This window comes from Stutzerimonas sp. LR2 (assembly GCF_055755175.1).
Map to the genome: position 1 here is coordinate 19,337 of NZ_JBVTRR010000004.1, position 14,399 is coordinate 33,735.

13 protein-coding genes are annotated in these 14,399 nt (G+C 63.4%); 7 read left to right on the plus strand and 6 right to left on the minus strand.

What is annotated here, in order from left to right; all coding sequences use genetic code 11:
- Positions 1-7: 7 nt before the first annotated feature.
- Complete coding sequence (clpA, locus tag ACVRRC_RS14620) at positions 8-2,278, plus strand: ATP-dependent Clp protease ATP-binding subunit ClpA (protein WP_011913423.1); 2,271 nt, start codon at positions 8-10, stop codon at positions 2,276-2,278.
- Between the two features lie 123 nt (positions 2,279-2,401).
- On the opposite strand, the gene infA is transcribed toward clpA, so the two are convergent.
- From infA to trxB, 4 genes are all read right to left on the minus strand, one after another.
- On the minus strand, positions 2,402-2,620 hold the full coding sequence (gene infA, locus ACVRRC_RS14625; protein ID WP_002553999.1) for a translation initiation factor IF-1: 219 nt from the start codon (positions 2,618-2,620) through the stop codon (positions 2,402-2,404).
- 97 nt (positions 2,621-2,717) lie between these two features.
- Positions 2,718-3,425, minus strand: a complete 708-nt coding sequence (locus tag ACVRRC_RS14630; protein WP_011913422.1) for an arginyltransferase — start codon at positions 3,423-3,425, stop codon at positions 2,718-2,720.
- Positions 3,426-3,477: 52 nt separating this feature from the next.
- Positions 3,478-4,158: a leucyl/phenylalanyl-tRNA--protein transferase gene (aat, locus tag ACVRRC_RS14635; protein WP_045159123.1), complete on the minus strand. Its 681-nt coding sequence runs from the start codon at positions 4,156-4,158 to the stop codon at positions 3,478-3,480.
- Between the two features lie 45 nt (positions 4,159-4,203).
- Positions 4,204-5,151, minus strand: coding sequence for a thioredoxin-disulfide reductase (trxB, locus tag ACVRRC_RS14640; protein WP_013982938.1), 948 nt, complete (start codon positions 5,149-5,151; stop codon positions 4,204-4,206).
- A 209-nt stretch (positions 5,152-5,360) separates the two neighbouring features.
- Here trxB and ftsK point away from each other — a divergent pair, with 209 nt between their 5' ends.
- The 6 genes from ftsK (at position 5,361) to cysG (ending at position 13,054) form a co-directional block, all read left to right on the plus strand.
- Positions 5,361-7,766: a DNA translocase FtsK gene (gene ftsK / locus ACVRRC_RS14645; RefSeq protein WP_272878368.1), complete on the plus strand. Its 2,406-nt coding sequence runs from the start codon at positions 5,361-5,363 to the stop codon at positions 7,764-7,766.
- Between the two features lie 17 nt (positions 7,767-7,783).
- Positions 7,784-8,410, plus strand: a complete 627-nt coding sequence (gene lolA / locus ACVRRC_RS14650) for an outer membrane lipoprotein periplasmic chaperone LolA (RefSeq protein WP_003298841.1) — start codon at positions 7,784-7,786, stop codon at positions 8,408-8,410.
- Between the two features lie 73 nt (positions 8,411-8,483).
- Positions 8,484-9,809 carry a replication-associated recombination protein A gene (locus ACVRRC_RS14655; RefSeq protein WP_048329077.1) on the plus strand — a complete coding sequence of 442 codons (1,326 nt, stop codon included), beginning with the start codon at positions 8,484-8,486 and terminating at the stop codon, positions 9,807-9,809.
- Positions 9,806-10,180, plus strand: a complete 375-nt coding sequence (crcB, locus tag ACVRRC_RS14660; protein ID WP_014596817.1) for a fluoride efflux transporter CrcB — start codon at positions 9,806-9,808, stop codon at positions 10,178-10,180. The genes ACVRRC_RS14655 and crcB overlap by 4 nt, the downstream gene beginning before the upstream one ends.
- 72 nt (positions 10,181-10,252) lie before the next feature.
- The gene (serS, locus tag ACVRRC_RS14665; protein ID WP_407043351.1) at positions 10,253-11,533 is read left to right on the plus strand and encodes a serine--tRNA ligase; all 1,281 of its coding nucleotides are present in this window, start codon (positions 10,253-10,255) and stop codon (positions 11,531-11,533) included.
- Positions 11,534-11,656: 123 nt separating this feature from the next.
- The gene (gene cysG, locus ACVRRC_RS14670; protein WP_236450558.1) at positions 11,657-13,054 is read left to right on the plus strand and encodes a siroheme synthase CysG; all 1,398 of its coding nucleotides are present in this window, start codon (positions 11,657-11,659) and stop codon (positions 13,052-13,054) included.
- Positions 13,055-13,078: 24 nt separating this feature from the next.
- Here the strand turns inward: cysG and ACVRRC_RS14675 are convergent, their stop codons facing one another.
- Positions 13,079-13,744: a response regulator transcription factor gene (locus ACVRRC_RS14675; RefSeq protein ID WP_014596814.1), complete on the minus strand. Its 666-nt coding sequence runs from the start codon at positions 13,742-13,744 to the stop codon at positions 13,079-13,081.
- A gap of 53 nt (positions 13,745-13,797) precedes the next feature.
- Positions 13,798-14,361 carry a PQQ-dependent catabolism-associated CXXCW motif protein gene (locus ACVRRC_RS14680; protein ID WP_014596813.1) on the minus strand — a complete coding sequence of 188 codons (564 nt, stop codon included), beginning with the start codon at positions 14,359-14,361 and terminating at the stop codon, positions 13,798-13,800.
- Positions 14,362-14,399: the final 38 nt, after the last annotated feature.

Genomic DNA, 14,399 nt, shown 5'->3' on the forward strand with positions numbered 1-14,399 from the left:
GAAAGCTATGTTGAACCGTGAGCTCGAAGTCACTCTGAATCTGGCTTTCAAAGAGGCACGTACCAAACGTCATGAGTTCATGACGGTTGAACACCTCCTGTTGGCCCTACTGGACAATGAAGCGGCTGCTACCGTACTGCGGGCCTGCGGGGCGAGCCTGGACAAGCTCCGGCACGACCTGCAGGAATTCATTGATTCCACCACACCACTTATCCCACAGCACGATGAAGAGCGCGAAACCCAGCCCACCCTGGGGTTCCAGCGGGTTCTGCAACGTGCCGTATTCCATGTGCAGAGCTCTGGCAAGCGTGAAGTCACCGGTGCCAATGTCTTGGTCGCCATTTTCAGCGAGCAGGAAAGCCAGGCGGTTTTCCTGCTCAAGCAGCAGAACGTTGCGCGTATCGATGTCGTCAATTACATCGCTCATGGCATTTCCAAGGTCCCCGGAAATTCCGGCAGTCCCGAGAACGATGCCGACATGCAGGACGAGGACGGCAGCGAGGCGGGTGCTTCCAGCAATCCTCTGGACGCCTATGCCAGCAACCTGAACGAGCTGGCCCGGCAGGGGCGGATCGATCCGCTGGTCGGCCGCGAGCACGAGGTCGAGCGGGTCGCCCAGATCCTGGCGCGGCGTCGCAAGAACAACCCTCTGCTGGTCGGTGAGGCGGGCGTCGGCAAGACGGCTATCGCCGAAGGGCTGGCGAAGCGGATCGTCGATAATCAGGTACCCGATCTGCTGAGCGATAGCGTCGTGTATTCGCTGGATCTTGGTGCGCTGCTGGCCGGTACCAAGTACCGCGGCGACTTCGAGAAACGTTTCAAGGCGCTGCTCGGCGAGCTGCGCAAGCGGCCCCACGCCATCCTGTTCATCGACGAGATCCATACCATCATCGGGGCTGGCGCGGCATCCGGCGGCGTCATGGACGCGTCCAACCTGCTGAAGCCGCTGCTGTCGTCCGGCGAGATCCGCTGCATCGGCTCCACCACGTTTCAGGAGTTCCGCGGCATCTTCGAGAAAGACCGCGCATTGGCGCGGCGTTTCCAGAAGGTCGACGTCACCGAGCCTTCGGTGGAGGACACCATCGGCATCCTGCGCGGGCTCAAGGGGCGTTTCGAGCAGCATCACAACATCGAGTACAGCGACGAGGCATTGCGCGCCGCGGCGGAGTTGGCCTCGCGCTACATCAATGATCGCCATATGCCGGACAAGGCCATCGACGTGATCGACGAGGCCGGTGCCTATCAGCGTCTGCAGCCCGAAGGGCAGCGGGTCAAGTGCATCGATGTCGAGCAGGTCGAGGACATCGTGGCGAAGATTGCGCGGATTCCCCCGAAGCACGTCAGCAGCTCCGACAAGGAATTGCTGCGTAACCTCGAGCGTGATCTGAAGCTCACGGTGTTTGGCCAGGACGATGCGATCGATTCGCTGGCCACCGCGATCAAGCTGTCCCGTGCAGGGCTAAAGGCACCGGACAAGCCGGTGGGCTCCTTCCTCTTCGCCGGCCCGACAGGAGTGGGCAAGACCGAAGCCGCACGCCAGTTGGCCCGGGCACTGGGGGTCGAGCTGATCCGCTTCGACATGTCCGAGTACATGGAGCGGCACACGGTGTCGCGTCTGATCGGTGCACCTCCCGGATATGTCGGATTCGACCAGGGCGGTCTGTTGACCGAGGCCATCACCAAGCAGCCGCATTGCGTGCTGCTGCTGGATGAAATCGAGAAGGCTCACCCTGAGGTCTTCAACCTCCTGCTGCAGGTGATGGATCACGGCACGCTCACCGACAACAACGGGCGCAAGGCCGACTTCCGCAATGTGATCATCATCATGACTACCAATGCGGGGGCAGAAACCGCAGCGCGGGCTTCTATCGGCTTCACCCTGCAGGATCATGCGTCCGATGCCATGGAAGTCATCAAGAAGAGCTTCACGCCGGAGTTCCGCAACCGCCTGGATACCATCATCCAGTTCGGCCGCCTGAGCCATGACGTCATCAAGAGCATCGTCGACAAGTTCCTGATCGAGCTGCAGGCGCAGTTGGAGGACAAGCACGTGACGCTGGAGGTGTCGGATGCTGCCCGTGGTTGGCTAGCAGAGCACGGTTATGACGCCCAGATGGGGGCACGGCCGATGGCCAGGCTGATTCAGGACAAGATCAAGCGGCCTCTGGCTGAGGAGATCCTGTTCGGAGAGCTGGCCGAGCACGGCGGTGTGGTGCATATCGATATTCGTGACGGCGAGCCGTTCTTCGAATTCGAAACCGCTGCCGAACTGGCCTGACGGCCGTTCAACGAGCGCCCGGCTTTGCCGGGCGTTTTCGTTTGTGCGGTGTGCTGACGGTACGCGATGATAGGCGCAAACAAAAAAGCCCGGTAAGACCGGGCGTTTTTTCTCGCGGCTCGCTTAGCGGGCGCGGTAGGTGATGCGACCCTTGCTCAGATCGTAGGGGGTCAGCTCCACGCGAACCTTGTCACCGGTAAGAATCCGGATGTAGTTCTTGCGCATCTTTCCGGAGATGTGCGCAGTAACGACGTGCCCGTTTTCCAACTCCACACGAAACATGGTGTTGGGCAGGGTGTCGACGACAGTACCTTCCATTTCGAAGCTGTCTTCTTTCGACATTCAGTAAAGTCCTCGGTATCCAGATAATTGGCCCGCGTAGATGCACGGGCAAAAGCGGCAAGCATTGTGCCCGAAATGGGTCGATGAGCCAAGGACTTCAGCTGAGCGTCACCCAGCGTTGGTTGACCAGAAGTTCGATGGGCCGATATTCGGTCTTGTAGTTCATCTTTCGGCAGTTCTTGATCCAATAGCCGAGATAGACGGCCTTCAGGCCAAGGCGTGCGGCTTCGCCCATCTGCCAGAGAATCGCATAGCGCCCCAGGCTGCGCCGTTCCTCGTCCGGATCATAGAAGGTGTACACGGCGGACAGTCCGTTGGGTAGCACGTCCGTGACGGCGACAGCCAGCAGCCTGCCATCCAGGCGGAACTCGTAGAAGCGGGAGAATGGTAGGTCGCGTACCAGGAAGGTGTTGAACTGCTCGCGGCTGGGTGGATACATGTCGCCATCGGCGTGGCGTTTCTCGATGTAGTTGGCATACAGCGCATACAACTCTTCGCTGAACGCCGGGCGGACGCCGCGGACTTGCAGGTCGGCGTTGCGCTTGAGGATACGCTTCTGTTGGCGACTGAGTTCCGGTGCATTCACCGGGATGCGGGCCGGAATGCAGGCCGAGCAGCGCTGGCAGTGGGGGCGATACAGATGGTCCCCGCTGCGACGAAAGCCCATCTCCGAAAGCTCCGCATACACCTGCACGTCCATTGGTTGGCTTGGATCGAGGAACAAGGTGGTGGCCTGTTCGTCGGGCAGGTAGCTGCAAGCGTGGGGCTGGGTGGCGTAGAACTTGAGGCGAGCCAGTGAAGTCATGGTCAACTCTCAGAAATCATGAACCCAGTGTAGGCCAGCTTACCGCGGTCGACTAGGCGCGCCAGTCGGCTGCGCTGGGGCGATCCAGATGCATTGCGAGTGCCTCGGCGAACGCCGCGCGTGGGATGCTGCGAGCGCCGAAGCTCTCCAGGTGGCGGGTCGGCATCTGGCAGTCGATCAATGCGAAGCCCCATTCGCGCAGCCGTTCCACCAGCGTGACGAAGCCGACCTTGGACGCATCGGTGGCGCGGCTGAACATCGACTCGCCGAAAAATAGCTCACCCATCGCGATGCCGTAGAGTCCGCCGACGAGTTGCCCTTGCTGCCAGACTTCCACTGAGTGAGCGACGCCCATCTCGTGCAGCCTGACATAAGCGTCTTGCATCGGTGTCGTGATCCAGGTGCCGTCGGCGTAGCTCCGCGGGCCGGCGCATCCCTGGATGACCTCGGCAAAGGCCTTGTCGAAGGTCACCCGGTAGTCGCCGTGGCGCATGCGCTTGCGCAGGCTGCGCGATACATGCAGCTCGTCAGGAAAGAGCACCGTGCGCGGATCGGGCGACCACCACAACAGGGGTTGGCCTTCCTGGTACCAGGGGAAACAGCCGTGGCGGTAGGCAGCCAGGAGTCGCTCGGGCCGCAAGTCGCCGCCAGCGGCAAGCAGGCCGTTGGGTTCGCGCAGAGCCGTTTCGAGGGGAGGAAAGCTGAGGTCGTCGCGCTTTAGCCAGGTCAGCATGTCGGCACGCAGGGTAGGGGAGGGCGGGCCGAAGCCCGCCTGGGATCAATTGTCCAGGTACTTCTCGGCATCCAGTGCCGCCATGCAGCCGGCGCCTGCCGAGGTGATGGCCTGGCGGTAGACGTGGTCGGCCACATCGCCTGCGGCGAATACTCCGGGAATGCTGGTGCAGGTGGCATCGCCTTCACCGCCGCCGCGGATCTTCAGGTAGCCATCCTTCATCTCCAGCTGGCCCTGGAACAGGTCGGTGTTCGGCTTGTGACCGATGGCGATGAATACGCCCGCGAGGTCCAGCGTGTTCTCTTCACCAGTGAGGGTGCTCTTGAGGCGAACGCCGGTCACACCGCTGGCGTCGCCGAGCACTTCCTCGAGGGTGTGGTTCCAGTGCAGGCGAATGTTGCCGTTTGTCGCCTTGTCCATGATCTTGTCCTGCAGGATTTTCTCCGAGCGGAGCTTGTCGCGGCGGTGGATCAGGTGGACTTCCTTGGCGATGTTGGACAGGTACAGCGCCTCCTCGACCGCGGTATTGCCGCCACCGATGACCGCGACCACCTGGTTGCGGTAGAAGAAGCCGTCACAGGTGGCGCAGGCGGATACGCCGCGACCGGCGAACGCTTCTTCGGAAGGCAGGCCGAGATACTGCGCCGAAGCGCCTGTTGCGATGATCAGCGCATCGCAGGTGTAGACGCCGCTGTCACCGCGCAAGGTGAACGGGCGCTGCTGCAACTCGGCGGTATGGATGTGATCGAAGACGATCTCGGTGTCGAAGCGCTCGGCGTGTTTCTGCATGCGCACCATCAGATCCGGGCCGGTCAGGCCTTCGACGTCGCCAGGCCAGTTGTCGACCTCGGTGGTGGTGGTCAGCTGGCCGCCGGGCTGGATGCCGGTGATCATCAGTGGCTTCAGGTTGGCGCGGGCAGCGTATACCGCAGCGGTATAACCGGCCGGGCCCGAGCCGAGGATGATCAGACGCGAATGCTTGACTTCACTCATAAAAAGCCCTCATAAGCCTTTGTTGCAAATAGAGAAGCGTGCTCCAGTCGAGCCGCGCCGGGAAATCGGGCGTTTATGCTACACCGAAGCATTGGCAAAAGCCCAAGCCGCCGCGGAACCCGCATGCCATCGAATCGACAAACCCGTACAATGCCGGGGTTCTGGCTGACTACGGTTCATCGCGCCGCAGGCGCAGGAAAGAAAGCGTTTTGAAGAATTCCTCATCTACCGCGCCGGCAACTGTCTGGCGACAACAATTGCACTATCGCCTCAAGGAAGGCGCGTTGATAGCGCTCGGTGCGCTCTGCGTCTACCTGTGGATGGCACTGCTGACCTACGATCCGGGCGATCCGGGGTGGACCCACACGAGCAACGTCGATCAGGTGCGCAACGCCGCGGGGCGCGCGGGCGCATGGTTCGCCGACGTGCTGTTCATGGCGCTGGGCTACTTCGCATACCTTTTCCCGCTGCTGCTGGGCGTCAAGACCTGGCAGGTGTTCCGCACCCGTCACCAGCCCTGGGTATGGAATGGCTGGCTGTTTTCCTGGCGGCTGATCGGCTTGGTGTTTCTCGTGCTGTCCGGTTCGGCGCTCGCCTATATCCATTTTCAGGGCGGCGAAGCCTTGCCGGCATCCTCAGGCGGTGCGCTGGGCGAAAGCCTTGGCCAGTTGGCGGTGCAGACGCTCAACGTGCAGGGCAGCACGCTCGCCTTGCTGGCGTTCTTCCTGTTCGGGCTGACGGTCTTTACCGACCTTTCCTGGTTCAAGGTGATGGACATCACCGGCAAGATCACGCTCGACCTGCTGGAGTTGATCCAGAGCTTCTTCAGCCGCTGGTGGAGTGCCCGCGCCGAACGCAAGCAGCTGGTCGCACAGCTGCGCGAGGCGGACGACGTGGTGAGCGAGGTGGCCGCGCCGATGGTGCGCGACCGGCGCGAGCAGGCGAAGGTCAAGGAGCGCATCATCGAGCGCGACGAGGCACTGGCCAAGCACATGAGCGAGCTGGAGAAGCGCCCGGCCCCGGTGATCACACCGCCCGCACCGCCCAAACCGGCCGAGCCGAGCAAGCGCGTACTCAAGGAGAAGCAGGCGCCGCTGTTCGTCGACACCGCGGTCGAAGGCACTCTGCCGCCGATTTCCATCCTCGATGTAGCCGAGAAGCAGCAGAAGCAGTATTCGCCGGAGTCTCTCGAGGCCATGTCGCGGCTGCTGGAGATCAAGCTCAAGGAGTTCGGCGTCGAGGTGGTGGTCGAGTCGGTTCACCCAGGCCCGGTGATTACCCGTTTCGAGATCCAGCCTGCGGCCGGCGTCAAGGTCAGCCGCATCTCCAATCTGGCCAAGGACCTGGCGCGTTCGATGGCCATGGTCAGCGTGCGCGTGGTCGAGGTCATTCCCGGCAAGACTACCGTGGGCATCGAGATTCCCAACGAGGATCGGCAGATCGTCCGTTTCTCCGAGGTGCTGTCGTCAGCGCCTTATGACGACGCCAAGTCGCCGGTCACCCTGGCGCTCGGTCACGATATCGGCGGCAAACCGGTCATCGCCGACCTGGCGAAGATGCCGCATCTGCTGGTGGCCGGTACTACCGGTTCCGGTAAGTCGGTGGGGGTCAATGCGATGATCCTGTCGATTCTGTTCAAGTCGACGCCGGAAGAGGCGCGGCTGATCATGATCGACCCGAAGATGCTCGAGCTGTCGATCTACGAGGGCATTCCGCACCTGCTCTGCCCGGTGGTCACCGACATGAAGGAGGCTGCCAACGCGCTGCGCTGGAGCGTGGCCGAGATGGAGCGGCGCTATAAGCTGATGGCGGCCATGGGCGTGCGCAACCTGGCGGGTTTCAATCGCAAGATCAAGGAAGCGGAAGAGGCCGGAACGCCGCTGCACGACCCGCTGTACAAGCGCGAGTCGATGGATGACGAGCCGCCTTATCTGAAGAGCCTGCCGACCATCGTGGTGGTGGTCGACGAGTTCGCCGACATGATGATGATCGTCGGCAAGAAGGTCGAAGAGCTGATCGCCCGCATTGCGCAGAAAGCGCGGGCCGCGGGGATTCATCTGATCCTCGCCACCCAGCGTCCGTCGGTGGACGTGATCACCGGTCTGATCAAGGCCAACATCCCGACGCGCATGGCCTTCCAGGTGTCGAGCAAGATCGACTCGCGCACCATCCTCGACCAGGGCGGCGCCGAGCAGCTGCTCGGTCACGGTGACATGCTCTACCTGCCGCCGGGCACCGGCCTGCCGATCCGCGTGCATGGTGCGTTCGTCTCCGATGACGAGGTGCATCGTGTGGTCGAAGCCTGGAAGGCCCGCGGAGCGCCCGACTACATCGAGGACATCCTGGCCGGCGTGGAAGAGGCTGGTAGCGGCTTCGAAGGCGGTGGTGGCGAAGGTGGAGGCGAGGGCAGCGAGGAAGACCCGCTGTACGACGAGGCCGTCCGCTTTGTCACCGAAAGCCGCCGCGCGTCGATCTCCGCCGTGCAGCGCAAGCTGAAGATCGGCTACAACCGCGCCGCACGCATGATCGAGGCCATGGAAATGGCCGGCGTGGTGACATCCATGAATACCAACGGCTCGCGCGAGGTCATCGCGCCGCCACCCATGCGCGATTGAATCGCTTCGAGGGCTACATGCAATTGATCCGTTTGCTGTGTGCATCTGTCCTGATGGTCGCTCTGGCACCGGCCCACGCCGACCAGGCGGCTTCTACCAAACGCCTGACCGGCCTGCTCAACCAGGCCGAAACCCTGACTGGCCGCTTCTCGCAGCTCTCGCTCGACGGCAGTGGCACCCAGCTGCAGGAGACCTCCGGGGAGCTGGCGCTCAAGCGTCCCGGCCAGTTCCGCTGGCACACCGATGCGCCGATGGAGCAGCTGTTGGTGTCCAACGGCAAGAAGGTGTGGCTGTATGACCCGGATCTCGAGCAGGTCACCATCCAGGAGCTCGACCAGCGCCTGACACACACACCGGCTTTGCTGCTGTCCGGCGACGTCTCCACCATCAGCGAGAACTTCGAGGTCTCGCACAAGGAGGCGGGGGATGTGGTGGACTTCACCCTCAAGCCCAAGGCCAAGGACACTCTGTTCGACAACCTGCGGCTGTCCTTCCGCGGTGGCGTGATCAATGACATGCAGCTGATCGACAGTGTCGGTCAGCGCACCAATATCCTCTTCATGGGGGTGAAGATGAATCAGCCGCTCAAGGCCGACCTGTTCACCTTCGAGATTCCCGAAGGGGCCGACGTCATCGCCGAGTGATCGGCGTTCGGCATCCGTTTTTCACGGCGGGCCCGCCTGGCGGGCCGCTGCAATCGAGGTAATCCCGCCGGCAATGGACCTGTTCAGCCGCGAACCCGTCGCCCAGCCGCTTGCCGCGCGCCTGCGCGCAGCCAGCCTCGACGAATACGTCGGGCAGGAACATCTGCTTGCCCGCGGCAAGCCGTTGCGCGAGGCGCTGGAGCAGGGCGCGCTGCATTCCATGGTGTTCTGGGGCCCACCCGGTGTAGGCAAGACGACCCTGGCGCGGCTCTTGGCCAAGGTTTCCGATGCCCATTTCGAGACGGTTTCCGCCGTGCTCGCCGGGGTCAAGGAGATTCGCCAGGCGGTGGAGATCGCCAAGCAGCAGGCGGCGCAGTACGGCCGGCGGACCATCCTGTTCGTCGACGAAGTGCACCGCTTCAACAAGTCCCAGCAGGATGCCTTCCTGCCCTATGTGGAAGACGGCACGCTGATTTTTATCGGCGCCACCACCGAAAACCCCTCTTTCGAACTCAACAACGCCTTGCTCTCGCGGGCCCGCGTCTATGTGCTGAAAAGCCTGGACGAAGCGGCCTTGCGCAAGCTGGTGACGCGCGCGCTGACCGAGCCCAAGGGCCTTGGCGAGCTCCATCTCACGCTGCCGGAAGAGAGCTTCCAGATGCTGCTGGCGGCGGCGGATGGCGATGGGCGGCGGCTGCTCAATCTTCTGGAGAACGCCTCCGACCTGGCCGAGCAGGGTGGCGTCATCAGCACCGACCTGCTGCAGGATCTGCTGGGCGACAGTCGCCGTCGTTTCGACAAGGGTGGCGAGGCCTTCTACGACCAGATATCGGCGCTGCACAAATCGGTGCGCGGCTCGAATCCGGATGCTGCGCTGTACTGGTTTGCGCGCATGCTCGATGGCGGCTGCGACCCGCTGTACATCGCCCGCCGAGTGGTGCGCATGGCCAGCGAAGAGATCGGCAATGCCGACCCCCGCGCGCTGCCGCTGTGCCTGAACGCCTGGGACGTGCAGGAGCGCCTGGGCAGCCCGGAAGGGGAGCTGGCCGTGGCGCAGGCAATCGTCTATCTCGCTTGCGCGCCGAAGAGCAATGCCGTCTATACCGCGTTCAAGGCGGCCATGCGCGACGCGGCGGAAAACGGCTCGCAGGAAGTGCCGCTGCATCTGCGCAACGCGCCGACCAGGCTGATGAAGGAGCTGGGCTACGGCAACGAGTACCGCTATGCCCATGACGAGCCGGACGCCTATGCCGCCGGTGAGGATTACTTTCCCGAGGCCATGGAGCCGCGTCGTTACTACCACCCTGTGCCTCGCGGCCTGGAAAGCAAGATCCGCGACAAGCTGGAGCACCTCGCCCGACTCGATCGCGAAAGCCCCATCCAACGGAGAAAGGAATGATCCGCATGGCTTTCGCCGTCGCCTGCGGCGGCGTGATCGGAACCCTGCTGCGCTTTGCGCTCGCGACCTGGGTCAGCGCCCAATGGCCGCGGCATTTCTATCTGGCTACCCTGGCGGTGAACCTGCTGGGCTGCCTGCTGATCGGCTATCTCTACGCCACCTTTCTCGCCCGGCCGGATATTTCGCCGGAGCTGCGTGGTGCACTGATCATCGGCTTTCTTGGCGCACTCACGACGTTCTCCAGTTTTTCGCTGGATGCACTGCGCCTGCTGGAAAGCGGCCAGTTGGCGACTGCCTTCGCCTACGTCGGCGGCAGCGTGCTCGGTGGTCTGCTCGCGGCCTGGGCGGGTCTGGCGCTCGCCAGGTTATGAACCGACGGCCGTTCACAGTAAACTTCGCTCCCTCTTCGCCCTTCATCCAAGCTTTCACAGACGAGACCCACCATGCTTGATTCGAAACTGGTACGCACTCAGCTACAGGACGTGGCGGCCCGCCTGGCCACCCGTGGCTACCAGCTGGACGTGGCGCGCATCGAAGCGCTGGAGGCCCAGCGCAAGACCGTGCAGACCCGCACCGAACAACTCCAGGCCGAGCGCAATGCGCGTTCCAAGTCCATCGGCCAGGCCAAGCAGCGCGGTGAGGACATCGCCCCGTTGCTCGCCGATGTGGATCGCATGGGCAGCGAACTCGAATCCGGCAAGCAGGAGCTGGACCGCATCCAGAGTGAGCTGGACCAGCTGATGCTGAGCATCCCCAACCTGCCGCACGAGTCCGTGCCGGTCGGTGCGGACGAGGAAGAGAACGTCGAGGTTCGCCGCTGGGGCACGCCGAAGGCCTTCGACTTCCCGGTGCAGGATCATGTCACCCTGGGCGAGCAGCACGGTTGGCTGGATTTCGAGACCGCCGCCAAACTGTCCGGCGCCCGCTTCGCCCTGATGCGTGGGCCGATCGCCCGCCTGCATCGCGCCCTGGCGCAGTTCATGATCGATCTGCACACCCGTGAGCATGGCTACGAAGAGGCTTATACCCCCTATCTGGTGCAGGCGCCTGCGCTGCAGGGCACCGGTCAGCTGCCGAAATTCGAGGACGATCTGTTCAAGATCAGCCGCGAAGGTGAGGCAGACTTCTACCTGATCCCGACCGCAGAAGTGTCGCTGACCAACATCGTGGCCGGCGAGATTCTCGATGCCAAGCAACTGCCGCTGAAGTTCGTCGCCCACACGCCGTGTTTCCGCAGCGAGGCCGGCGCCTCCGGGCGCGATACCCGCGGCATGATCCGTCAGCACCAGTTCGACAAGGTCGAGATGGTGCAGATCGTCGAGCCGTCGAAGTCTTTCGAGGCGCTGGAAGAGCTGACCGGCAACGCCGAGAAGGTGCTGCAGTTGCTGGAGCTGCCTTACCGTGTGTTGTCACTGTGCACCGGTGACATGGGCTTCGGCGCGACCAAGACCTACGACCTGGAAGTCTGGGTGCCGAGCCAGGACAAGTACCGCGAGATTTCTTCCTGCTCCAACTGCGGTGACTTCCAGGCGCGGCGCATGCAGGCGCGCTATCGCAATCCGGAAACCGGAAAGCCGGAGCTGGTCCATACGCTCAACGGCTCGGGCCTGGCGGTCGGCCGTACGCTGGTCGCCGTGCTGGAGAACTACCAGCAGGCCGACGGGCGCATTCTGGTGCCCGAGGTGCTGAAGCCGTACATGGGCGGCATCGAAGTCATCGGCTGAGGCTTCGGCGCGCTGCGTCAACGCGGTCCTGGCATCAGGCTGGATCCTTGATCTTCGACAAGGGGCATCGCGGCCGTAATGGCTGTGATGCCCATACCTCAAACGACCTCCCAGGATTCGCCCATGGAATACCTCCCGCTGTTCCACAACCTAAAGGGCCGCACGGTGCTGATCGTCGGCGGCGGCGAGATCGCACTGCGCAAGGCGCGACTGCTGAGCGACGCGGGGGCACGCTTGCGGGTGGTGGCGCCGAGCATCGAGGCGCAGTTGGTCGAGCTGGTGCACGCGGGCGCGGGGGAATGCCTGGATCGCGGTTACGACCGGCAGGATCTGCAGGGTTGTGTGCTGGCCATCGCGGCGACCGATGACGAACCGCTGAACGCTACGGTATCGCAGCATGCCAATGCGCTTGGCGTTCCGGTGAACGTGGTCGACTCGCCGCAGCTGTGCAGCGTGATCTTCCCGGCCATCGTCGATCGCTCGCCGCTGGTGGTCGCCGTTTCCAGTGGTGGCGACGCACCGGTGCTGGCGCGGCTGATCCGTGCGCGCATCGAGACCTGGATCCCGGCAGCCTACGGTCAGCTGGCCGGGCTGGCAAAACAGTTTCGTGCCCAGGTCAAGGCCAGGTTCGCCAACGTGCAGCAACGGCGGGTGTTCTGGGAAGAGGTGTTTCAGGGGCCTATCGCCGAGCAGGCGCTGGCCGGGCGGACCGCCGAGGCCGAACGGCTGCTGGCCGAGAAGCTTGCCGGCGCGGCGCCGAAGGCGCTGGGCGAGGTTTATCTGGTCGGTGCCGGTCCCGGTGATCCGGACCTGTTGACGTTCCGTGCCCTGCGGCTGATGCAGCAGGCCGATGTGGTGCTTTACGACCGACTGGTCGCCCCGGCGATCATCGACCTGTGCCGGCGCGATGCCGATCGCATCTACGTCGGCAAGCAACGTGCGGATCATGCCGTGCCGCAGGAGCAGATCAACCAGCAGCTGGTGACACTGGCCAAGCAGGGCAAGCGCGTGCTCAGGCTGAAGGGCGGCGACCCGTTCATCTTCGGCCGCGGTGGCGAGGAAATCGAAGAGCTGGCCGCACATGGCGTGCCATTCCAGGTAGTGCCGGGTATCACCGCTGCCAGTGGCTGCGCGGCCTATGCCGGTATTCCGCTGACCCATCGTGACCATGCCCAGTCGGTACGTTTCGTCACCGGGCACCTCAAGGATGGCAGCTGCGATCTGCCCTGGTCCGAGCTGGCCGCGCCGGCGCAGACGCTGGTGTTCTACATGGGGCTGGTGGGGCTGCCGGTGATCTGCCAGCAGCTGATCGCTCATGGACGGTCGGCGGAAACACCCGCCGCGCTGGTGCAGCAGGGCACCACCAGCAACCAGCGTGTCTTCACTGCTACGCTGGGGACACTGGCCGGGCGCATCGCACAGGAAGACGTGCAGGCACCGACGCTGCTGATCGTCGGCGAAGTGGTGCAGCTGCGCGAGAAGCTCGCCTGGTTCGAAGGGGCGCAGGCGGCGTGTCGATAGGGCTGGTTGCTGCCTGCGCCGTGTTCAGCGGCGCAGGTAGGCGGTGAAGTCGATGTCGCCGGCGGAAAGGATCGCCTGGACCCGGTTGTGCACGTTGAGCTTGCGCAGGATCGCCGATACGTGGGCCTTTACCGTAGTCTCGGCGATGTCCAGGTTGTAGGCGATCTGCTTGTTCGACTCGCCCTTGGTCATGCGTTCGAGTACCAGCAATTGCTTGCGCGTCAGCGCCTGCAGCAGCTCCGGCGGGATGGAGGGCTCGCTGTGGTGCGAGTGGCGGCTCGGGCTCTTCTGGCTGCGAATGATGTCCGACGGCAGGTAGACATTGCCATTGAGGATCTGCTCGATGGCTTCGGTCATCTGTGCACGTGGCGAAGATTTGGTGATGAAGCCGACCGCGCCATAGGTGATCGCCTGCAGCACGATCTGCTTGTCCTGCTCGGCCGAGACGATCACCACCGGAATGGTCGGCGCCTCGTTGCGCAGGTTGATCAGGCCGTTCAGCCCGTGCATGCCGGGCATGTTCAGGTCCAGCAGCACCAGATCGAGATCATCGTGCTCCAGCGTCAAGGCAAGCGCGCTGTCGAGATCGGCAGTCTCGAGGATTTCGCTGTCGGGAAAGCCGTCGCGGATGACGTTATGGATGGCTTCACGGAACAGCGGGTGGTCGTCCGCAATCAGGATCTTGTACAAGGCCGGTCACCTCTTTGTTGTGATTATGGTGGGGCGTGCTCGCGCGCGGTAGGTCAGTCGTCGCCAGGCAGCGGCTCCGGTGTCGCCGGGTGCAACGGCAGTCCCGCCTGCTCCCAGCCGTCCACCCCGTCGCGATACCAGTACAGGCGTTTATAGCCCAAGGCATGGGCGCGCCTGGTTGCGTTCCAGCCCAGCCAGCAATCGGAGCGGCAGTAGAACACCAGCGGTCGCTCGGCATCGCCCTGGCTGAGTCGTTTCAGGTTGTCACTGAAGTAGCTTGCCCATTCGGGCTGCAGATTTCCATCGCCGGTGTTGGCCAGCCAGATGCTGCCCGGCAGGTTGGCGTGGGGCTCGCTGTCGACGAAGCGACCAGCCAACCACTGACTGCGATAGACGTCCACCAGCACCACGTCAGGCTCCTTTGCCAGCAATGCCTGGAGTGCCGCGGTATCCAGCGTCTGCGCGCCCTCGGCGGTTGCCGGCGTCGGGCTGCGGTATTGCGTCTGGCGGTAACCCTCGGCAGAGAACAGGGCGAGCTGCTCTTCGGCCACGGCAGTCACGGACATGCCGAAACCAGGCAGCGCGGCGATCAGCAAGGGCAGCAGCGACCTGAACATAGTCCGTATTCCTTAGGGTTTGGGTGGGTCGATTACAG

Coding starts and splice junctions, on each gene's coding strand:
- clpA (WP_011913423.1), top strand. CDS start 8: ATGTTGAACCGTGAGCTCGAAGTCACTCTGAATCTGGCTTTCAAAGAG.
- infA (WP_002553999.1), bottom strand. CDS start 2,620: ATGTCGAAAGAAGACAGCTTCGAAATGGAAGGTACTGTCGTCGACACC.
- ACVRRC_RS14630 (WP_011913422.1), bottom strand. CDS start 3,425: ATGACTTCACTGGCTCGCCTCAAGTTCTACGCCACCCAGCCCCACGCT.
- aat (WP_045159123.1), bottom strand. CDS start 4,158: ATGCTGACCTGGCTAAAGCGCGACGACCTCAGCTTTCCTCCCCTCGAA.
- trxB (WP_013982938.1), bottom strand. CDS start 5,151: ATGAGTGAAGTCAAGCATTCGCGTCTGATCATCCTCGGCTCGGGCCCG.
- lolA (WP_003298841.1), top strand. CDS start 7,784: ATGCAATTGATCCGTTTGCTGTGTGCATCTGTCCTGATGGTCGCTCTG.
- ACVRRC_RS14655 (WP_048329077.1), top strand. CDS start 8,484: ATGGACCTGTTCAGCCGCGAACCCGTCGCCCAGCCGCTTGCCGCGCGC.
- crcB (WP_014596817.1), top strand. CDS start 9,806: ATGATCCGCATGGCTTTCGCCGTCGCCTGCGGCGGCGTGATCGGAACC.
- serS (WP_407043351.1), top strand. CDS start 10,253: ATGCTTGATTCGAAACTGGTACGCACTCAGCTACAGGACGTGGCGGCC.
- cysG (WP_236450558.1), top strand. CDS start 11,657: ATGGAATACCTCCCGCTGTTCCACAACCTAAAGGGCCGCACGGTGCTG.
- ACVRRC_RS14680 (WP_014596813.1), bottom strand. CDS start 14,361: ATGTTCAGGTCGCTGCTGCCCTTGCTGATCGCCGCGCTGCCTGGTTTC.